This window comes from uncultured Maribacter sp., assembly GCF_963977385.1.
In the GTDB taxonomy this organism is placed as follows: domain Bacteria; phylum Bacteroidota; class Bacteroidia; order Flavobacteriales; family Flavobacteriaceae; genus Maribacter.
Genome location: NZ_CAXBOU010000006.1, coordinates 77,353 through 98,431 on the forward strand (window position 1 = coordinate 77,353; position 21,079 = coordinate 98,431).

Annotated in this window: 17 protein-coding genes; 14 read left to right on the forward strand and 3 right to left on the reverse strand. The window is 33.9% G+C overall.

What is annotated here, in order from left to right; genetic code table 11:
• Positions 1–540 precede the first annotated feature (540 nt).
• The 3 genes from AAC084_RS08600 (at position 541) to AAC084_RS08610 (ending at position 4,969) form a co-directional block, all read left to right on the forward strand.
• A complete protein-coding gene (locus AAC084_RS08600; RefSeq protein ID WP_339839539.1) occupies positions 541–951 on the forward strand; it encodes a response regulator in 411 nt (136 codons plus the stop codon).
• Between the two features lie 204 nt (positions 952–1,155).
• Complete coding sequence (locus tag AAC084_RS08605; RefSeq protein WP_339839540.1) at positions 1,156–3,099, forward strand: ATP-binding protein; 1,944 nt, start codon at positions 1,156–1,158, stop codon at positions 3,097–3,099.
• A 232-nt stretch (positions 3,100–3,331) separates the two neighbouring features.
• Positions 3,332–4,969 (forward strand): ABC-F family ATP-binding cassette domain-containing protein, encoded by a 1,638-nt coding sequence (locus tag AAC084_RS08610; RefSeq protein ID WP_339839542.1) that lies wholly within the window; start codon positions 3,332–3,334, stop codon positions 4,967–4,969.
• 239 nt (positions 4,970–5,208) lie between these two features.
• Here the strand turns inward: AAC084_RS08610 and AAC084_RS08615 are convergent, their stop codons facing one another.
• From AAC084_RS08615 to AAC084_RS08625, 3 genes are all read right to left on the reverse strand, one after another.
• The gene (locus AAC084_RS08615; RefSeq protein WP_339839544.1) at positions 5,209–6,066 is read right to left on the reverse strand and encodes a universal stress protein; all 858 of its coding nucleotides are present in this window, start codon (positions 6,064–6,066) and stop codon (positions 5,209–5,211) included.
• Positions 6,067–6,074: 8 nt separating this feature from the next.
• On the reverse strand, positions 6,075–7,700 hold the full coding sequence (locus AAC084_RS08620) for a BCCT family transporter (protein ID WP_339839545.1): 1,626 nt from the start codon (positions 7,698–7,700) through the stop codon (positions 6,075–6,077).
• Between the two features lie 70 nt (positions 7,701–7,770).
• Positions 7,771–8,922, reverse strand: coding sequence for a hypothetical protein (locus tag AAC084_RS08625; protein WP_339839547.1), 1,152 nt, complete (start codon positions 8,920–8,922; stop codon positions 7,771–7,773).
• A gap of 231 nt (positions 8,923–9,153) precedes the next feature.
• Here AAC084_RS08625 and AAC084_RS08630 point away from each other — a divergent pair, with 231 nt between their 5' ends.
• From AAC084_RS08630 to AAC084_RS08680, 11 genes are all read left to right on the forward strand, one after another.
• Positions 9,154–9,483, forward strand: a complete 330-nt coding sequence (locus tag AAC084_RS08630) for a metalloregulator ArsR/SmtB family transcription factor (protein WP_339839550.1) — start codon at positions 9,154–9,156, stop codon at positions 9,481–9,483.
• 108 nt (positions 9,484–9,591) lie between these two features.
• A complete protein-coding gene (locus tag AAC084_RS08635; RefSeq protein ID WP_339839553.1) occupies positions 9,592–10,224 on the forward strand; it encodes a protein-tyrosine-phosphatase in 633 nt (210 codons plus the stop codon).
• A 2-nt stretch (positions 10,225–10,226) separates the two neighbouring features.
• On the forward strand, positions 10,227–11,282 hold the full coding sequence (gene arsB / locus AAC084_RS08640; RefSeq protein ID WP_339839555.1) for an ACR3 family arsenite efflux transporter: 1,056 nt from the start codon (positions 10,227–10,229) through the stop codon (positions 11,280–11,282).
• Between the two features lie 29 nt (positions 11,283–11,311).
• On the forward strand, positions 11,312–12,433 hold the full coding sequence (chrA, locus tag AAC084_RS08645; protein ID WP_339839557.1) for a chromate efflux transporter: 1,122 nt from the start codon (positions 11,312–11,314) through the stop codon (positions 12,431–12,433).
• A 149-nt stretch (positions 12,434–12,582) separates the two neighbouring features.
• On the forward strand, positions 12,583–13,704 hold the full coding sequence (locus tag AAC084_RS08650) for an MBL fold metallo-hydrolase (protein WP_339839559.1): 1,122 nt from the start codon (positions 12,583–12,585) through the stop codon (positions 13,702–13,704).
• A gap of 150 nt (positions 13,705–13,854) precedes the next feature.
• On the forward strand, positions 13,855–14,457 hold the full coding sequence (locus AAC084_RS08655) for a TetR/AcrR family transcriptional regulator (protein ID WP_339839562.1): 603 nt from the start codon (positions 13,855–13,857) through the stop codon (positions 14,455–14,457).
• Positions 14,458–14,507: 50 nt separating this feature from the next.
• Positions 14,508–15,296: a haloacid dehalogenase type II gene (locus tag AAC084_RS08660; protein WP_339839564.1), complete on the forward strand. Its 789-nt coding sequence runs from the start codon at positions 14,508–14,510 to the stop codon at positions 15,294–15,296.
• A gap of 18 nt (positions 15,297–15,314) precedes the next feature.
• Positions 15,315–16,049, forward strand: coding sequence for an SDR family oxidoreductase (locus AAC084_RS08665; RefSeq protein ID WP_339839566.1), 735 nt, complete (start codon positions 15,315–15,317; stop codon positions 16,047–16,049).
• A gap of 23 nt (positions 16,050–16,072) precedes the next feature.
• A complete protein-coding gene (locus tag AAC084_RS08670) occupies positions 16,073–16,888 on the forward strand; it encodes a hypothetical protein (protein ID WP_339839568.1) in 816 nt (271 codons plus the stop codon).
• An 879-nt stretch (positions 16,889–17,767) separates the two neighbouring features.
• Entirely contained in the window at positions 17,768–19,489 is a 1,722-nt protein-coding gene (locus tag AAC084_RS08675; RefSeq protein ID WP_339839570.1) for a hypothetical protein, read from the forward strand.
• A gap of 1 nt (position 19,490) precedes the next feature.
• Positions 19,491–20,975 carry a mannitol dehydrogenase family protein gene (locus AAC084_RS08680; protein ID WP_339839572.1) on the forward strand — a complete coding sequence of 495 codons (1,485 nt, stop codon included), beginning with the start codon at positions 19,491–19,493 and terminating at the stop codon, positions 20,973–20,975.
• Positions 20,976–21,079 lie beyond the last annotated feature (104 nt).

The following is a 21,079-nucleotide window of genomic DNA, read 5'->3' on the forward strand; positions in this document are numbered from 1 at the left end:
TTTATAATAGAAAATTAAGTTCGGTAAAACCTATGGATTCCGAAGCGTATTGGCAGTTATAATTTTAAGCTATTTTAGAGCTAATGTATAGACTTTCTGCTTACCCAAGCTAAATATATTACCTAATTAATACTACACTAGCACCTACATATTGCGTCCATTCTATTTATCAAACAACAACCTTAACATCAAGATGAATTAGTAGTGTAATCAGCTATAAAAAAGAAATCATCTATACAATACTACTCTATCACCTACCATTGGTAAACATATCACCAATTGAAATAAAATACTTAATATTTCTATCCAAAACAACCTTAATTAAACCTTGTTAACTATTATTAATGTTAGTCTCACTTCAATATAAAAAAAAATAAATACTAAATGCAATAAATATTTTTAATAAGTTTTTTCCTACATTTTTATACTTTTATTAAAATTATATAGTTAAGTAATAATTAGATATCGATTTTTTATAATTTCTATTTGAGAAAAACAATATAAGGCGTTTAACATAGCGCATATGTAAACAAAAAAATTATGACCCCAAAACTTAATTCAATTCTACTAATTGATGATGACCCAGCTACTAATTTCGTACATCGATTCGCAATTAAAAAAACAAAATTAACTGAAAACGTTACTGTTGTAGCAAATGGTAAAGAAGCATTGGAATATCTCCAATCAAACGATAGTATACCCAAACCCAATATCATTTTTTTGGATATAAACATGCCCATCATGAACGGTTGGCAGTTTTTAGAAGAATATGAAAGATTGAACGCCAATACACAAGGTGACATTGTTTTAATAATGTTAACAACTTCATTAAACCCAGACGATTTACATAAGGCCAATACCTTCTCAACAATTAATGGGTACAGAAATAAGCCATTAACTACTAAAATGATTGAAGAAATTGTTGAAGAATACTTTGTTCCAACTCAATAAAATTATTGTTTTTAAATGCAATATGAGAAAGCCATTTTTGTTACTGGTGTTGATAAAATAAAACGATTTCCCTATAGCAATTGAACAATCATCACATAAAATTATCAATTTTTTCTTGAGCTCGCTGTTTTAACTAATCATAGTTACTTTTTAATCTTCACTAAAAGGAAGCGAAGGCCAAAATTTATTTTTTAAAAAAGTTATATGTCCATAGATATAAAGGCTACTAAGTCTAGAAATATTAAATATATGAGCTTATCCGTATTGGCGATGAGTATAATTGTTATTGGTTTATGGCTGTTTAATATTCGAGCGATTCTCTATATTATCCCTGGTGTGACACCCATGGAATTTATTACTGCACTTACTTTCTTTCTGTTAAGTGTGGGGGTATTGGTCTCACAAAGAAAATCCACTATTTTTTTAATCATAAATAGAGCCACTATTACTTGTGTTTTGATCATTGCCTTACTAACAATTGGTCAATATTTTTTTGGTGATAACTTTGGCTTGAACACCTCATTTGTAAATGATACCTATGCTTTAAGATTTCCGGGAAGAATGTCTCTTGCGACAGCAATTTGTTTCTTTTTAGTAGGAATTTCAACTTGGATAATGGATTCAAAATCCGAAAAAACAAAAAGATTTATCAATTTCATTTATTTAGCAGTTATATTACTAAATTTTGTTGACATAATTGACTTTATATTAAATATTCCAGGAAATGATGCCGGCTTTCTAATACCCATACCAATTCACACTTCTTTAGTTTTATTCTTGTATGCTGGTTATTTATTCCACAAAAATGCCACAGTAGGTTTGAACAGATTGGTTTTGGGCAATTATGCCGGAAGCAGGGTAGTAAGAACGGTGGTTCCTTATAATTTTGCCCTTATTATGGTAATGGGGTTTATATATTTATACCTGATTAATAATAATATAACTGATGCAAATACAGGTTTTATTATCTATACCATCTTTGGGGTTTTTGCTGCCTGTGGTTACCCTTTTGTGATAGCTATTCAATTGAACCAGTCACAATTTGACAAAAACATGTTTGAAAAAGCATTTCGTGCTTCAATGCAAGAAACGAATCAGTATAAAGATGCTTTGAATAGTAGTTCTCTTGTTGATATCACAGATGCGAATGGCATTATAATCTCTGTTAATGATAAATTTTGTGAAACATCAAATTATGACAGAAATGAACTTATCGGAAAAACCCATAAAATCATTAATTCCGACCACCATTCAAAAGAGTTCTTTACGGAATTATGGACAACAATTAATAGTGGCGAAATTTGGAGCGGAGGAATTAGAAATAAAACCAAGGACGGTATATTTTTTTGGGTGCATACGGCAATCATTCCATTTAAAAATGAACATGGGGAAATTTACCAGTTCTTAACCCTTAGACAAGACATTACCAAACATACAGCGTTAGCTGTTCAATATGAAAATCTTAAAGTAAAGAACAAAGAAATTGAACAATTTACTTATATAGCCTCTCATGATTTGCAAGAACCCTTGAGAACGGTAAGAAGCATGATCGACATTTTACAAGAACAATACTCGCCTGAATTAGATGAAGATGCCCGAATGTCCCTAAATTTCATGACAGAGGCAACAGATAGAATGAGCTCATTAATAAAGGGGCTTTTGGACTACTCTAGAATTGGTCGTAAAAAAGAACTGGTTACTATTGATAGTAATAAAATAATGCGTGAAATAACCAATGACCTAGCGACTGTAATAAAAAGTAAAAACACCATAATTACAACAGATAAACTGCCGATTTTAAAAGCTTATAGCATAGAGATTCGCCTGCTGTTCCAGAATTTGATTAGCAATGCCATAAAATTTCAAAAAGAAGGGGTCACACCAAGAATTCACATATCGGCAAAAGAAGATAATAACTATTTCAAATTCTCAGTAAAAGACAATGGTATCGGCATTTCAGAAGATGATAGTCGTAATATTTTTGCCATTTTCAACCAACTTAATAAGCGAGATGCTTATGAAGGAACTGGTATTGGTCTCGCTCATTGTGAAAAGATAGTTCAATTGCATGGAGGCGAGATTTGGGTAGATTCTAAAGACAATGATGGAAGCACATTTTACTTTACGATATTGAGAAATTTTATTTAACAAACCGGGTATATCTTTTTATCTAATAAATAATGAAGATGAATTCTCAATATTAATATTACATATTTGTGATCTACCGGTCGATATCTACACAAACAAATACTAACCTTTTGTTCAGAACATTGAATTTCAATAGATTGAATACTGATAGAATATCATCATAAGTTTATTTTGACAGACAGCTACAACCATCATTTCTTATTGCTAGTTTTGCATTTTTAAACTTGATAGCATGATTTCAGTAGATAATTTAGCGGTAGAATTTAGTGGCACTACCCTATTTAGTGATGTTTCTTTTGTAATTAACCCAACTGATAAAATTGCCCTTATGGGTAAGAACGGAGCTGGTAAATCTACAATGATGAAAATTATTGCTGGTGAACAAAAAGGCACACGTGGTAATGTACGAGTACCAAAAGATGCGGTTATCGCATATCTACCACAGCATTTACTGACTGAAGATAATTGCACTGTTTTTGAGGAAGCCGCAAAAGCTTTTAAACATGTCTTTACCATGCGTGACGAAATGGCACGGCTTAACAAAGAATTAGAAACCAGAACTGATTATGAGAGTGATGCTTATATGGTAATCATTGGGCAAGTATCAGATTTAGGTGAAAAATATTATTCCTTAGAAGATGTCAATTATGATTCTGAGGTAGAAAAGGCCTTGAAGGGATTGGGTTTTAAACAAGAAGATTTTACAAGGCAAACCAATGAGTTTAGTGGTGGTTGGAGAATGCGTATAGAACTGGCTAAGATTCTATTGCAAAAACCAGATCTTATTTTGTTAGATGAGCCTACAAATCATATCGATATTGAATCGGTTATTTGGTTAGAAGATTTTTTGCTCAACAAGGCAAATGCAGTTATGGTAATTTCTCACGATAGAGCGTTTATAGACAATATTACCAATCGTACTATAGAAGTAACTATGGGTCGTATATATGATTATAAGGCCAACTATTCACATTATCTACAGTTACGTGAAGACCGTAGGTCACATCAGATAAAGGCCTACCAAGAACAGCAAAAATTCATAGCTGATAATATGACCTTTATAGAACGGTTTAAAGGCACCTATTCAAAGACCAATCAGGTGACTTCGCGTGAGCGTATGTTAGAAAAATTGGAGATTATTGAAATAGATGAGATAGACACTTCTTCCTTAAAATTACGTTTTCCGCCTGCGCCACGTTCTGGAGATTACCCAGTAACGGTTAAAGATGTCTCCAAATCATATGAAAACCATATCGTTTTTAAAGATGCCAACATGTCTATCGCAAGAGGAGAAAAAGTTTCTTTTGTCGGAAGGAATGGAGAAGGTAAATCGACAATGATTAAGGCTATCTTGGGTGAAATTTCCGTCGATGGTACTTGCCAATTGGGTCATAATGTAAAAGTGGGCTATTTTGCGCAGAACCAAGCTTCTTTATTAGACCAAGAACTCACTATTTTTCAAACGGTAGATGAGGTGGCTTTTGGTGATATCCGTAACCAGATTAAGAACATTTTAGGCAGGTTCATGTTTAGCGGTGATGATATCGATAAAAAAGTAAGCATGCTTTCTGGTGGAGAAAAAACGAGATTAGCTATGGTTAAATTATTGTTGGACCCTGTGAACCTTTTGATATTAGATGAACCGACGAATCATTTAGATTTAAAATCTAAAGATGTACTAAAAGAAGCATTATCAACCTATGATGGTACGTTAATTTTAGTATCACACGATCGTGATTTCTTACAAGGCTTATCTCAAAAAGTATTTGAATTTAAAGACCAAAGAGTTTTAGAACATTTTGAAACTATTGATGCCTTCTTAGAACGCAATAGAATTAAAAGCATTGCCGAGATAAATCTGATGAAATAAAAACAAAATAGCTAATTTAAAACTTTATAAACTGGTTTGTGAATCCAACAAATCATTTGAACTTATTTCTTTTGGGCTTACAGGTGTTTCAAATTAATTAATTTGGAATAGTACCCCTCCAAAACATAATTATTTATAGTTTCTAAAATCTACATAGTTAATTAGCTACAATTAAGACCAACCTATTAACTACTATCTAATTTCAAAATTTAATACGTTTCTGTACTAGGATTGAAATTTTACTTGACAATCCATAAAGGCACTTCCAAATCCTGATTAAAAAGTTCCTCGGTAACGCTTCCAACAAGTAATGAAGAGAAGGTATTTCTACCTTTATCTCCAACAATAATGAGATCAACCTTGGATGTTTCGGCTTTGATACGCAGTTTTTCTGCAACGCTGCTATCTCTTCCCGGAATAATTTCTGTTGTTAGATCTCCATTGTATCCGATTTTTTTGATAAATTTCTCATATTTCCCCTTTAAATGATTTTCTATCTTCAAATCGAGATGTTCTTTGGGAATATAAGGAGAGAATTGTACAGGCACATTATATACATGCACTGCTCTTACTTTAGCCGCTGTTGTTTTCTGTAAATTCTCTGCTACTTTAAAAACCTTTTTAGAGGCACTTGAAAAATCTGTTCCCGCCCATATACTAGTAATAGCCGGTTTTGCATTTTTAGGGATAGACAGAATATTGCACTTTAGCAGACGTAATAATTTTCCGCTAATAACCCCGGTACCTTTTGTCTTATTTTTATTTCCAATTAAAGCTAGCTGAATCTCATATTTGTCTACGATATAATTGATAAGCGATTCAGAGTACGGATCTTCTGAGATAAGTACTTCCCACTGTGCTGAAGATGTAAACTTTTCCTCTACTTTTTCATTTAACTCATCTCCAATTATTTCGTCTAGGTTAAGATCCTTTAGCTGTTCTTCAAATAACTCTGAAATCTCATATTTTTTAATATTATGAACAAAGTATACTTTTTTAACCTTTAGGGTTTCGGCTATAAATGATGCATACTCAATTAAGGTTATATCAATATCTGAAAGGTCTAAGGCAACCAACATGTTTTTTATTTCAGTCATTATTATGATTATTTAATGGTGTCTTGTTTATTAATACTACGTTTTTTGACGATGGCAGAAACTATCTCCTCGTAATTTTCAAGTTCTTTTTGCGTTTCCCGTTTTTTTAGTTTCTTCAGGTCCTCTCGTAAACCTTTGTATAGTGAAAAACACATAATTATTAAAATAATGGCAAAGGGCAACCCTGTTACAATTGTAGCGGTTTGAAGGGCCTGTAAGCCTCCTCCTATTAAAAGTACCGCAGCAATACCCCCTTCTGCAATGGCCCAAAAGATTCTTTGTCCTACAGGCGCATCTAATTTACCACCAGAGGTTAAATTATCTACTACCAAAGATCCAGAATCTGATGAGGTTACAAAGAATCCTGCAATTAAAATTATGGCAATAATGTTAAGAACAAATGCGAAAGGATAATCTTCAATAAATACGAACAGGGCGGTGGCAACATTATCATTCACTGCATTTACAATTGTATCATCTCCCAAAAGAGCCTGTTGTATGGCTGTACTTCCAAAAGCTGAGATCCAAAAAAAAGTTACAATAGAAGGTACAATTAGAACTCCCAAAATAAACTCACGTACCGTACGCCCTTTGGAAATACGAGCAATAAACATTCCTACAAACGGAGACCAGGCAATCCACCATCCCCAGTAAAAAATGGTCCAAGAATTTTGCCAATTAGAATCGGTATAACTTTCTGTCCAGCTTGCAACTTCAAGAAAACTAGATAAATAATTCCCTGTATTTTGTACGAAGGATTTAAAAATAAAGATGGTTGGTCCTAATATCAACACCACCAAAAGAAATAGCACCGCTATCCTCATATTCCATTCACTTAAGACCCTTACCCCTTTATCTACGCCCAAAACAACTGAAATGGTAGCAATTAAGGTTATTCCAGCAATTAGAATTATTTGAGTCTGCACCCCACTATCTATTCCAAAAAGATGATTTAAGCCCGCCGAAATTTGTTGAACACCCATTCCTAAAGAAGTGGCAAGCCCAAATAACGTGGCGAGTACCGCGAAGATATCTATGGCATCTCCAATTTTACCGTAAATTTTATCTCCTAAGAAGGGGTAAAATATTGATCTGATGGTAAGTGGAAGTCCGCGGGAATAAGTAAAATATGCTAGGGATAATCCTACCAATGCATAAACTGCCCAGGCATGAAAACCCCAGTGTAAAAAGGTGAATTTCATTGCTTCCTTAGCAGCTTCTACTGTTCCGCCTTCTGCCATTGGTGGACTCATAAAATGATAAATTGGCTCTGAAATACTCCAAAACAATAATCCGATTCCCATTCCAGCACTAAATAACATAGCAAACCATGAAATGGTTTTAAATTCAGGTTTTGCGTTTTGTCCTCCAATCCTTAACTGCCCAAATTTACTGAAGGCCAGATAAATCATAAATATTAAAAAAACATTTACACTTAAAATAAAAAACCAACCCGCCTTGTTTGCTACAAAGTTCTGAGTTGCTGTAAAATATTTTTCTGCCCCATCTTTAAAAATCAAGGTTAATGTTATGATGATGATGATTGTAATTGCCGAGGTGAAAAATACAGGGCCGTTCACTTCCAATCCAAAGATGGATTTTCTCTCATCACTTCTTATAATCTTCTTAGCCATAAAGCATATTGTATTTTGGTGTAATCTTATTTCTCTGAGAGTTTGAATCCCATATTATTATATATAAATCCTAAAAGTAGTAGCCAATATTAATGTTAAACCTTGCTTCCCATTTCGCCTCCGGATTCCCCACAGAGAAATCATCCACAAAATTTCCACCCAACCACGAATGATTGTAGCCCGCAGCATAATCAATATAGGTATAGACACTTCCTGCCGTTACCAAAACACCCGTTACATTCATATAAGAATCATTAAAACCGGAAGCTTTTTTCTGCATATAACCAAAATCATTATAAACTTGTAAATTAGAAATAGGGCCCCATTTAACTGGGACATTTCTGGAGAAGGCCAAAGAATACATGTTAAAATCAGCTGCCACTTCATAAGGTGCGCCATAGGCTGCCATCATCACAATATCGGTAGATTCTCCATCGGCATTCTCGGGGTTATGGGAGGCTGTAATTATTTGTGCTTTCCCATTCCACTTTCCTTTGCTTATTTCGTAGTGTGCGGCAAAAGCTTTGTGGTCTCCTATTTCCTCGGTGTCAAGATTATACAAACCTCCATATTCCAAGGAAAAGCCCAATCTACTTTTACATTCATTTCCAAACTTATAAATAAATTTTCCGTTGAATTGGTTTACCTCTTTATTTCTACCCGTGATATCGTAAGAATATCTATTTGGGGAAGTTTCGGTATTATCCCCAAACCTTAGTTGTTCCGCGTTTTTAAAAAATGCCATTTGATATTCAAAATTCTCCTCTGTATGCATGTATTTCACACCCATATCATGGTCATCTTCCAATCCCACATAGTAAGATAGGTTGAAAAACCAATTGTGGGAGTTATATTGTTGAATTCCAAAAGGAACCTGCGTTAGACCAATTTGAATTTGATCCAATTCATTAAAATTGTAACCTACCCAACCCTGTTTTAAAAATCCCCCACCAAAATCTTGAGAATACAATCTATATTCGGCATTCAAAAGCATTCCTTTAAAAGCGGCTTTGGCGTTTATCCTAAACATATCGTATCCAAAATCTCCCCCACGTTTTTTCTGGCCTTCTTTCCAAGAAGATAAATTATAATTAAAACGCAATGCTCCACCAATTTTGAGTTCAGGTTTTTCTTGAGCTATTGTGGAGAATGCCAGCAACAAGGCCAAGATTGTTAGGCAAAAAGTTTTTGAAAGCAGAAAATGCCTAATTTGTTCTAACATAAAGTTATTTTGAAAAATGTAAAAGCTAGTTGGTAATAAAGTGAAAGCTACAGGTAATTACAATTCGATATTAATATATCATTTGTAACATAGATAGAGTGAATTCTTGCAAGTTAACTACTTTAAATGAACAATTAGTTTAACTGAGGGTTTATGAAAAAATACTTCTGATTTTTAATTAAATAAATCATTATTATATCGTAATATTGCAATGAATAAATATAAAAGAGAATGGGATTAGCAAAAACAGAAATGTTTACCGATAAACAAAATGAAATTTCATTATTCGCTAAAGCTTTTGGGCACCCAGCACGCGTTGCTATTTTACAACACTTGTTTAAGATAAATAGCTGTATTTGCGGTGATTTGGTTAGCGAAATTGGACTTGCTCAACCAACTATCTCTCAACACCTGAAAGAATTAAAGCATTTAGGCTTAATTAAAGGTAGTGTTGAAGGTACAAGCGTTTGTTATTGTATAAATACCGAAAACTGGGCTAAAATGAAAAGTATTATGCTTCAATTTTTAGATCAAGATATTCAAAGTAATGATTGTTGTTAAGCTTAAGCCAGCTTTCTAATAACTCATTGCCCATTTCGATTTTTAATGCTGACCCAGTTGTTCACTTGATAGAAATTATTACTAATAAATAAAATTAACTTCCATAAAATGATAATGACACAATCAACCTTAATTTTAAAAATTGAGAGCTTAGTTAAAGAATTAAACCCTCTGTCAATTTCAGAAGAACGTAAAGTAGTTTTAAAACCATTAATTGATTTCATACAATCGAAAGTCTCTAGTGATCAAGAAATAAGAATCAATTTTATTTGCACCCATAATTCAAGAAGAAGTCATATATCACAAGTTTGGGCGCAAACAATGGCATCATATTTTAATATCAAAAATTTATTTTGCTATTCTGGAGGAACAGAAGCTACCGCCCTATTTCCTATGGTTGTGGAAACTCTTAGAAATCAAGGATTTCAAATTCAAAAATTATCAGAAAACAACAATCCTGTTTATGCTATAAAATATTCAGAAAATGAGCATCCAATTATTGGGTTTTCCAAATCCTATGAAGATAGTTTTAACCCATCTTCTCAATTTGCAGCGGTAATGACCTGTTCTCAAGCCGATGGTGGTTGCCCTTTCATTGCAGGCGCAGAAAAAAGAATTCCAATTACTTTTGATGACCCAAAAGCATTTGACAATACGCCGCAGCAAGCTGAAAAGTATACTGAAAGAAGTATTCAAATTGCAACTGAATTATTCTTCGTTTTCTCTCAAATAAACTCTTAAAAATGGCGTCTAAAAAATTAAGCTTCCTCGATAAAAATTTAACTCTTTGGATTTTCGCTGCAATGGCGCTAGGTGTAGGCCTTGGGTATTTCATACCAACATTTCCTGAAATTATAAATTCATTTAATAGTGGCACCACCAATATTCCTATTGCAATTGGTTTAATATTAATGATGTATCCGCCCTTGGCCAAGGTTAATTATGCGCTTTTACCAAAAGTGTTTCGAAATACCAAAATACTTTCGATATCCCTTATTCTCAATTGGATTATTGGACCTATTCTAATGTTCATTCTGGCAATAACATTTTTACATGACTATCCTGAATACATGGTAGGCTTAATTTTAATTGGCCTGGCGCGTTGCATAGCAATGGTATTAGTTTGGAATGACCTAGCGGAAGGCAGTAGCGAATATGGTGCTGGTTTGGTTGCCCTAAACAGTATTTTTCAAGTATTTGCTTATAGTTTTTATGCTTGGATTTTCATTACGGTCCTACCTCCCTATTTTGGTTTTGAAGGTGCCATTGTAGATATATCTATTGGTACGATTGCAGAAAGTGTTGCCATTTATTTAGGAATTCCTTTCTTATTAGGAATCTTAAGTCGAGTAATATTAGTGAAATTAAAAGGCGAAGAATGGTACAACACCAAATACATACCCGCCATTTCACCCATTACATTGATTGCTCTGTTATTCACTATTATGCTTATGTTCTCTTTAAAAGGAGAATTAATAGTTGAAATACCTATGGATGTAGTAATTATTGCCATTCCACTACTGATATACTTTACACTAATGTTTATCATTGGGTTTTTCTTAACAAAAGCCACAGGTGCAGAATATGACAAAACTGCCTCGGTAGCATTTACGGCTGCTGGTAACAACTTTGAACTAGCGATTGCTGTAGCAATCGCAGTATTTGGATTAAATTCAGGTCAGGCATTTGCAGGTGTAATAGGCCCTTTAGTTGAAGTACCTGCATTAATATTGTTAGTTCGAGTATCTTTTTGGCTGAAGAAAAAATATTACGGAAAATCAACCCCCAAAACTATTTAAATATATCTTCGATTTTCAGAATTTTTTTAATGTCTAAGAATAGAGAATTACTAGAAATAGCTACGTTATTTTTCAAATTGGGAAGCATTGCTTTTGGTGGTCCTGCCGCACATATTGCAATGATGGAAGATGAAGTTGTAAAGAAAAGAAAGTGGATGACACAAGAACACTTTCTAGATTTAGTTGGGGCTACAAATATCATACCTGGCCCCAACTCAACCGAAATGACCATGCATTGTGGACACGAACGCGCAGGCTGGAAAGGTCTTTTCGTTGCTGGATTCAGTTTTATATTTCCCGCAGTTGTTATTACATCATTTTTTGCTTGGCTATACCAACAGTATGGCCAACTACCGAATGTTGAGCCCTATATTTATGGAATAAAACCAGCAGTGATAGCAATTATTGCTATGGCATCGTATCGCCTTGGAAAAAAAGCGGTAAAAACTACAGAATTAGCAATTCTAGGTATAATAACATTAGCTGCCTGTTTATTAGGATTAAATGAAATTATTGCTCTTTTCGGAGCAGGAATTTTAGGTTTAGTTCTATATTATTTTAAGAAAAACAAGGGTGGTATAAACTCCTATGTTCCATTATTGCTTCTTCAAATTGTAAACCCTTCAGTTCTTGGAAACTTTAAAATATTCCTAACTTTTCTAAAGGTTGGGGCCATTCTTTATGGTAGTGGTTATGTTTTGTTTGCCTTTCTAGATACAGAATTAGTGGCAAACGGTTGGTTAACTCAGCAAGCGCTACTCGATGCCGTTGCGATAGGACAAATTACTCCCGGACCCGTATTGTCTACCGCTACATTTATTGGTTGGCAAATGAATGGTATTACAGGAGCTATGGCAGCAACCTTAGGAATCTTTTTACCCTCGTTCCTTTTCGTGCTTTTACTTAATCCGTTAATACCAAGAATGCGCAAATCAAAAATAGTTAGTGCCTTTTTAGATGCTATAAATATCGCATCAGTGGCCTTAATAATTGCTGTCTGCATAGAAATGACATTAAACACATTAACCGATTGGCGCACTATAATTATTGGTGTAGTCAGTTTAATAGCTGTTTTCGTCTTCAAAAACTTGAACAGTGCATTTATAGTTTTAGGCGGAGCATTAATAGGATATGTTTTAATGCTACTATAGCTCATTAAAAATTAACTTAATCATTATTTATTTAAGTTTTTTCCTAATTAAAAAATCCCATCTTATTAGGGTCATTAAACTATAAATACATTTGCAAAAGTTAAAGAATTCACCCTATAACAGAATAATAACGAGTCAATTTATATAAAATGCTTAAAAAGATAATGATCACATTCTTAATTACAATAACAACACTTATTATTGTATTTCTAGCATTTACCAACTTCTACCCTAGTTTTGGGGGTAATAGTTCTAAAAAACAGCAATTAGTATACGAACAATCAAACCAATTCAGGGATGGTAAATTCCGAAATACTAATCCTGTTCCTAAAAATTTAGGTCTTTCTGAAACCGTAAGCTTGGCATATAAATTTTTCACTACAAAAGTGTCTAATGGACGACCTAAGGAAGATTTGAAAACGCAAACAATAGATTCAATAAATATAGCCAATTATAAAGGTGAAGCCAGAATGGTTTGGTTTGGTCATTCTTCTTTTTTATTACAGATAGATGGAAAGAATATTTTAATAGACCCTATGTTTGGTCAGGTAGCTGCTCCTCACCCGCTTTTAGGAGCTAATCGTTTCAATAAAGAATTCCCTATTGCAATTGATAAATTACCTCAAATTGATGCCGTTATTTATTCTCATGACCATTACGATCATTTAGATTATGAATCGGTCTTAAAAATTAAGGATAAGACCGAACACTTTTACACTCCCTTAGGTTTAGGTAACCATTTAGAAGCCTGGGGCGTACCTAATTCAAAAATTACTGAAATGGATTGGTGGCAAGAAAAACAATTTGGTAGTATAAAATTAGTTTGTACTCCTGCACAGCATTTCTCAGGTAGAAGTTTTAATAATGGTCAAAGTACGTTATGGAGTTCATGGGTAATTACATCTGAAAATGAAAATATTTACTTTAGCGGAGACAGCGGTTACGGAGTCCATTTCAAAGAGATTGGAGAAAAATATGGTCCGTTTGACCTTGCTTTGATGGAATGTGGGCAGTACAACAAAATGTGGCCCGATATTCATATGATGCCAGAAGAAACCGCTCAAGCAGGTATTGATGTTAAAGCAAATAAAATAATGCCCATACATTGGGCAGGATTTAAATTGGCCTTACACGAATGGACAGATCCTATTGTTAGAGTCAAAGCAAAAGCAGATGAACTGAACATAAAGGTTATTGCCCCACAAATTGGTCAAGAAATACAAGTAAAGGATTCCACAACCACATATACAGATTGGTGGAAAAGCTTATAATACAATGAACAGCAGAATCTAAACTACCGCTATACAAGTATAGAACAACCTTAATATGCCTTTATAAACACACTGCGAAATGCAGTTAATTCTACGTTAAAGAAATTCAAAAAACATTCTACCTCGTATTTTTTTAATTAATTTCACAAAATGAAACAATCGTTAAAGTCCGAACTATCTAAACAACTGATACTTAATGAAGCATTTAAATTGTTTTATGAAGATGGTTTTAAAACTACCAGCATAGAAAAAATAATGAAGGCAACCACACTTACCAAAGGTGCTTTCTATCATCACTATACAAACAAAAAGGAACTTGGTCTAGAAGTTATCACCCAAAAAGTTCAAAGTCGAGTTCAAAAAAGAATGGTTTACCCTCTTTATAAAGATGGTGACGCTTATACTATATTAGAATCGACTTTTTTGAACAGTCTTAAGTCTTTCTCGCTATATGATAAGAAACACGGTTGCCCAACAAACAATTTAATAAATGAAATAGGTGACAGTGAAAAAGTGTATCAAAAAGCACTAAAGAATATTATAGAAGAATGGAAAACAGCTTTAGTAGAGCTAATAGAAAGAGGCAAGATTGAAAATTCAATAAAGCAAGATGTATCGAGTTCAGCTGCTTCCATTTATTTAATAAGTGCATTTGAAGGAATTAGAGGAATTAGAAAATTATATGATGACGATACCGTCATTAATGATTATTTAAACGGTCTATCCTTATATCTAAAACAGTTAAAACAATAATTTTTTTACCTAAAAACATTCAATACAGAATGTTTTATAATATATTGAATATGATAAATAAGAGAAGAGACTTCATTAAAAAATCAACAATACTTGGTGCTGCAGGAGTTGCCATACCTAATTTAGGATTTGCATCTAAAAAAGAAACTAAGGTTTATACAAAAAGACCTAAAGTTCTTTTTTTCGATGTAAATGAAACATTATTAGATTTGACCGCCATGAAGGATAGTGTTGCTAAAGCACTAAATGGTCGAAATGATTTACTGCCACTTTGGTTTACTACCATGTTACAATACTCTTTGGTAACTACAGTAGCAAACCAGTACAATGACTTTGCAATTATAGGTGCCGCAGCTCTGCAAATGGTGGCGGCAAATAACGGTATCACCTTAACACATGAAGAAGCTAAAAGGTCTATAGTTGAACCTATTAGGTCATTACCTGCTCATCAAGAGGTTGCATCTGCTTTGCAATCATTAAAAGATGCAGGCTACAAACTCGTTTCCTTCACAAATTCATCAAACAAAGGTGTAGAGACGCAATTTAAAAATGCCGGACTAACCAAATATTTTGACCAACGCTTAAGCATAGAAGACATGGGTAAATTTAAACCACATGTTGATGCTTATAATTGGGCGGCGAGAAAAATGAACATACAACCGAGTGAATGCTTATTAGTAGCGGCTCACGGCTGGGATATTTCAGGAGCATTATGGGCAAATTGGAGAGGAGCTTTTATTAGTAGACCAGGCGCACAGCTATATCCACTATCTCCTACCCCAGAAATAAACGAACCAAATCTTAAACTAGTTGCAGAGAAACTAATCAGTTTATCATAATCTATTAAAACAAACTAAATGAAATTAGAAGATAAGGTAGTAATCGTTACCGGAGCATCAAGAGGTATTGGGCAAGAGATTGCATTTTTATTGGCAGAAAACGGAGCTAAAGTTGTTGTTAACCATTCCAACAGTGATAAAGACGCAATAGCTACCGTTACTAAAATTGAACAAAACGGCGGAAATGCTATAGCCATTAAAGCAGATGTAAGTAATAGAGAACAAGTAACCCAACTATTTGACGAAACCATTCAAGCATTTGGAAAAATAGACGTATTAGTAAACAATGCAGGGGTTATGATTTCAAAAAAATTAAAAGATAATACTCAAGAAGATTTTAGTAGACAGTTTGATATTAACGTAAAAGGAATCTTCAATACTTTACAGGAGGCTGACAGTAAACTTTCAGATAACGGCAATATTATTAATATTTCGTCAAGTACCGTAAAACTAATGTTCCCAACTTACGCATTATACTCAGCTTCCAAAGCTGCTGTTGAGCAAATGACACGTGTATTTTCTAAAGAAATAGGAAGAGGAATCTCCGTTAACGCACTTGCACCTGGAGCAACGGAAACAGAGTTGTTTTTAAAAGGAAAATCGCAAGAATTCATTGATAAACTTAGTGCTATGAATGCTTTCGACAGACTAGCTAAACCTATTGATATTGCTAGAATTGTATTATTTTTAGCTAGCGATGACTCAAAATGGATCTCTGGTCAAGTAATTGGCGCTAATGGAGCCTTAGTATAAGCTCACCCACTAAAATAACCTCAATGAATTTTAAGATTACCAGTCTAATAATATTTAGCCTTTTATTTATCTCTTGCAAGGGAGAAAAATCCGTAAAAAAAGAAGAAGTTTCTACAGTGTCCTTTAATAATAAGGGTCACGAATTGGTGTACAATATGGTTCAAAAGGTAGGAAACTATAAAGCCCTTAGAAATAAGAAAGATGTCGTTTACACCTATAAATACCAAACTCCGGATGGCAAAACTGATATTTCAACTGAAAAATACCTTTTTAATGGCGAGTTGTCTTATGGCAAATACAGCCAACATGAAAGAACTTTAAGTAACCTTAAAGGAACCATAGAACAAGGTTATGATGGGCAAGAATTCTGGCTAAAACATAATGGACAAATTGTTATGGGCAGTGTTGCTTTAAAAAAGGTTGCATTTAATAGACCCACAAATTTCTATTGGTTTACAATGTTTCAAAAATTATTGGACAAGGGTGTTTCGTATGAATATATAGGGGATGAAACTATTGACAACTCACCTTATAACGTTGTTAAGGTTTCTTTCAACTTTGAAGATGCTAAGCCAACAGATATTTATCAATTATATATCAATAAAAACACATTGCTTGTAGACCAATTTTTATTTACAGTAGCCGATTATGGAGCATTTGACACCCCCAATTTAATAAAGATTGAATATGAAGAAGTAGACGGAATGCTATTACCTACAAAGCGCAAGTACAAGAAATCTACATGGGAGGCAGATGTTGATGATAAACCATGGATTAAGGTAAATTGGACAAATATTAAATTTAATAACAGCTTGGATAAAAGTGATTTTTTAAAGTAATCGACTGTTTAGTGAAAATCATTCAAAACAAGTTTAGAGTCATCCATTTAATCAAAATACAAGATAATCTGTCAAGTTAAAGTTAATCAATTGCTTATAGATTGTTAAAGGTTTAATAGTATATCAAAAAAAATGAAACAATTTATTAAACATACGATTGAAAGTGCACCAGAAGAATCTGAAGAATTATTAAAATACGGAGAAAAAAATATGGTATGCTGCCAAATTTATTCCTAGAATAACAGCTGCAACAGCAGCTATTAATGGTTATATTAATTTCTTCAATATATTTGCCAAGACTTCGTTTACCTCTGGCGAACAACAGCTAATTTTATTAGCGGTTAGTGTGGTTAACGACTGTGCCTATAGTTCCGCTGCACATACTCGGGCAGGAAAAAATAACTGTATCCCCTCTTCTGTGCTAAATACCGTAAGAAAACAAAAATACCTGAAGGCCAACGTTTAAACACTTTGGTTCATATCACATATAAAAAAAAACAGAGACAAGAGGGAATATATCTACTTATAATTTAAATCTATTTTACGATGCTGGAATTTCTCCTGAAAATCTAATGGAAGTTACTCTAGCAGTGTCTTTAAAAACTATGAGCAACTATATCAATCATGTTACAGAAAACATTTATTAATAAAGATTTACAGCATTATGCCGTTGGTAATGAAATATCAGACTAATTAACTTTAATTTAAAATTGAAAAATTTTAAGATTTTTCTAATTAAAATAAAAAACAAAATTTTATTAGTAAGCTTTTGCAATAATTAAATACCTTGTGAATTCTTTTATTTTAACGAAGTATTTTTAATCATTAAATAATTAACTAGCTATTTAATTACCAAATAACCAAAGCCACCTAAAACTTATGTCCGCAACCAACGATTACAGCACATTTGAAAATTTAAATGAAGAACAATTACCAGTTGCAAAACACAAGTTACACGATTGGACACATTTTGCTGGGCTATATGCTGCAGAGCATGTAGCAGCTACAGAATTTGTAATTGGAGCTACATTTGTTGCTCTTGGGGCTAAAACAATGGACATAATTCTAGGTCTATTGATTGGAAATATTTTAGCCGTACTAAGTTGGACATTTATTACTTCGCCCATAGCAGTAGAAACAAGATTAAGTTTATATACTTACCTCAATAAAATTGCAGGAGATTCAATGACCAAGCTCTACAATTGGGCAAACGTTATCATTTTTTCAGTGATTTCTGCAGCAATGATTACAGTTTCTGCGACCGCAGTTCGTTTTGCTTTTGATATTCCTGCGCAACTCAACTGGTACCCCACCAATATGTGGTTTGTGGTAATAGTTTTCTGTGTAGGTTTGGTGGTGGTTTCAATTGCATTGTACGGTTTTAATGCGGTATCAGAATTTTCAGGAATCTGCGCTCCTTGGCTATTTGTAATGTTCACAAGTGGAGCAATGGTTTTACTGCCTGCTTTGTCTTTAGATGTTTTAGGGAGCACTTTACCTAGTGGTTGGAATGATCTTATAACCTTGGGAGATAAATCTATATGGACAGGAATCGACAGTTCTGGGCAACCCGGTATTGGCTTGGTTGAAGTAATTGGTTTTGCATGGGCAGCAAATACGATTACGCATTTTGGTTTAATAGATATGGCACTTTTACGATTTGCTAAAAAGAAATCTTACGGCTTGGCTACCAGTACAGGTATGATGTTCGGGCATTATGTTGCATGGATAGCTGCAGGTATAATGGGTGCTGGTGCAGCTGTTATTATAGGAAAATCAATAGTAGAACTTGATCCAGGTGATGTTGCCTATTATGCGTTAGGATGGTCAGGATTTGTAATTGTAATTGTCGCAGGTTGGACCACCGCCATAACAAATTTATATAGAGCCGGATTAGCTGCTCAAGCTATTTTCTTTAATCACTCTAGAAAGAAAACCACAATAGTGGTCGGTTTGGTAACCATTGCCATTGCCTGTTTCCCATTCGTATTTTCACAGATATTACCTTTATTGACCTATGCTGGTTTATTGGTCGTTCCAGTAGGGGCGATAGTATTTGCCGAACATCAGATATTTCCTAGAATTGGTTATACTCGCTACTGGTCAACATACCGTAATTTAACCTTTAGTACTCCAGCAGTAGCCTCATGGGGATTAGGGTTGGTCTTTGGTTTTGGGCTTAATGCCTTTAACGTAATGTCCTTCTTTTATCTATTTATACCTACTTGGGTTTTCACCATACTTGTTTACACCCTTTTAGCATCTCGCTATGGTGCTAAAGAAAAATACCCTGAGGCCGAAAAGGAAGAATCAATTCGAAATGAGAAGATTATCGATTTTCAAGAGCAACAAGCTAGACTGGTAGCTAAACCTATTCAGGACAAATCAATTGTTTCTAAAATCTTAAAAAGCATATCTATAGTCTCACTTATTATTACGTTGATTCTAGCCTGTATCGTATTATTTAATAGTGCCGACGAGAGTATTTATGTTAATAACCGAGAAATATTTTATCGATATGCATTCATTTGCACTCTACTCTATTTCGTAACAGCTTACTGGGTTTTATTACGAGGAAAATCAAAAAATAAGATTAGCTAAAATGAAGAATACTATACCACTTAACCAAAAGAATCTAATTCAATTAGGTAAATTTATTACTACCCCTTCCTTTGACCGTGAAAATATTAAAATAGGAATGGTTCATGTGGGTGTTGGAGGTTTTCATCGCGCACATCAAGCATATTACACCCATAAACTACAAGAAGAATATAAAGCTACGGAATGGGGTATATGTGGAATAGGATTACGCCAAGGAGACCAAAAGATTCATGATGTACTTCAAAAGCAAGATGGTCTTTACACTCTTATTGTTAAGCATCCTGATGGCAAAATAGAGTCTCAAATAATCGGTTCTATAATCGATTTTAAACTTGGTGCAAATAACCCAGAACCTGTTATTGATATCATGTCTCACCCAGACACTAAAATTGTTTCGTTGACAATTACAGAAGGGGGATATAACTTTAATCCTGCAACTGGGGAGTTTGATTTTGAGAATTCGGATATACAGTTTGAATTAAAAAATCCTAATAATCCGAAAACTATATATGGGTTTTTAACTGCAGCACTTAAAAATCGCCGAGATGCAGGTTTGCCAGCATTTACCATTATGTCGTGCGATAATATTCAGCATAACGGAGATGTTGCTCGCGAAATGTTACTAACGTTCGCAAAAAAGCAAAATGAAGATTTAGCTAAATGGATAGAAAAGGAAGTATGTTTTCCAAATAGCATGGTCGATAGAATTACACCGGTTACAACCCAGTCAGATATAGATTATCTACAAGATACTTTTGGCTTACAAGATGAATGGCCAGTAACATGCGAGCCTTTTATTCAGTGGGTTATTGAAGATAATTTTTCTAATGGGCGACCTGAGTTCGAAAAAGTCGGTGTACAATTCGTGCCAGATGTAAAACCATATGAAAAGATGAAGCTTCGGCTTTTAAATGCAGGCCATTCTGTGTTGGGCATTTTAGGTGCCATTCATGGTCATAAAACTATTAACGCCTGTATAGAAGATGAAACTTTCATTGCCTATTTAAGGGTGTTTATGGATAAGGAAGCGACCCCGATTTTAGATAAATTGGAAGGAATTGACTTAAACGCATATAAAGACAGTTTACAAGAGCGTTTTGCCAACCCTAACATTAAAGACAGCGTTAGTCGAATTTGCTCTGAAAGTTCTGCGAAATTGCCAAAATTTTTAATCGCAACTATTGAAGAGAATTTAAATAGTGGAGGAAGCATTGAGTTTGGCACTTTAGTAATTGCAGCTTGGTGTTACTATAGCGATAAAGGAGTTGACAAGAACGGGCATTCTATTGAAATAATTGACGCCATGCAGGTCGAACTACAGAACGCTGCTAAACAAACCAAAACTGACCCGCTCGCCTTTATTCGACAAGAATCTCTGTTTGGTAGCCTTATTAACAATGAACGTTTTATAAATGTTTACAGTGATTTAGTTCAGAAAATTTATGAGGATCCTGACATAAAAAAGCTGATGCAGAACATTATTTAAAAAATAAATATTCTTTGGAAATTATTAAATTATGATGATTTTTTAATCAAAAATTTAGCCAACTGTTGTAGTTGCAAAGAATAACATTAGGCACGTAATTTGCA

What these genes read in the sequence shown, in the direction of transcription:
- AAC084_RS08630 (WP_339839550.1), top strand. Translation starts at nt 9,154, where the DNA reads ATGGGATTAGCAAAAACAGAAATGTTTACCGATAAACAAAATGAAATT.
- AAC084_RS08605 (WP_339839540.1), top strand. Translation starts at nt 1,156, where the DNA reads ATGTCCATAGATATAAAGGCTACTAAGTCTAGAAATATTAAATATATG.
- AAC084_RS08655 (WP_339839562.1), top strand. Translation starts at nt 13,855, where the DNA reads ATGAAACAATCGTTAAAGTCCGAACTATCTAAACAACTGATACTTAAT.
- AAC084_RS08600 (WP_339839539.1), top strand. Translation starts at nt 541, where the DNA reads ATGACCCCAAAACTTAATTCAATTCTACTAATTGATGATGACCCAGCT.
- AAC084_RS08670 (WP_339839568.1), top strand. Translation starts at nt 16,073, where the DNA reads ATGAATTTTAAGATTACCAGTCTAATAATATTTAGCCTTTTATTTATC.
- AAC084_RS08615 (WP_339839544.1), bottom strand. Translation starts at nt 6,066, where the DNA reads ATGACTGAAATAAAAAACATGTTGGTTGCCTTAGACCTTTCAGATATT.
- AAC084_RS08680 (WP_339839572.1), top strand. Translation starts at nt 19,491, where the DNA reads ATGAAGAATACTATACCACTTAACCAAAAGAATCTAATTCAATTAGGT.
- AAC084_RS08635 (WP_339839553.1), top strand. Translation starts at nt 9,592, where the DNA reads ATGATAATGACACAATCAACCTTAATTTTAAAAATTGAGAGCTTAGTT.
- AAC084_RS08625 (WP_339839547.1), bottom strand. Translation starts at nt 8,922, where the DNA reads ATGTTAGAACAAATTAGGCATTTTCTGCTTTCAAAAACTTTTTGCCTA.
- AAC084_RS08675 (WP_339839570.1), top strand. Translation starts at nt 17,768, where the DNA reads ATGTCCGCAACCAACGATTACAGCACATTTGAAAATTTAAATGAAGAA.
- AAC084_RS08665 (WP_339839566.1), top strand. Translation starts at nt 15,315, where the DNA reads ATGAAATTAGAAGATAAGGTAGTAATCGTTACCGGAGCATCAAGAGGT.
- AAC084_RS08650 (WP_339839559.1), top strand. Translation starts at nt 12,583, where the DNA reads ATGCTTAAAAAGATAATGATCACATTCTTAATTACAATAACAACACTT.
- chrA (WP_339839557.1), top strand. Translation starts at nt 11,312, where the DNA reads ATGTCTAAGAATAGAGAATTACTAGAAATAGCTACGTTATTTTTCAAA.
- AAC084_RS08660 (WP_339839564.1), top strand. Translation starts at nt 14,508, where the DNA reads ATGATAAATAAGAGAAGAGACTTCATTAAAAAATCAACAATACTTGGT.
- arsB (WP_339839555.1), top strand. Translation starts at nt 10,227, where the DNA reads ATGGCGTCTAAAAAATTAAGCTTCCTCGATAAAAATTTAACTCTTTGG.
- AAC084_RS08610 (WP_339839542.1), top strand. Translation starts at nt 3,332, where the DNA reads ATGATTTCAGTAGATAATTTAGCGGTAGAATTTAGTGGCACTACCCTA.
- AAC084_RS08620 (WP_339839545.1), bottom strand. Translation starts at nt 7,700, where the DNA reads ATGGCTAAGAAGATTATAAGAAGTGATGAGAGAAAATCCATCTTTGGA.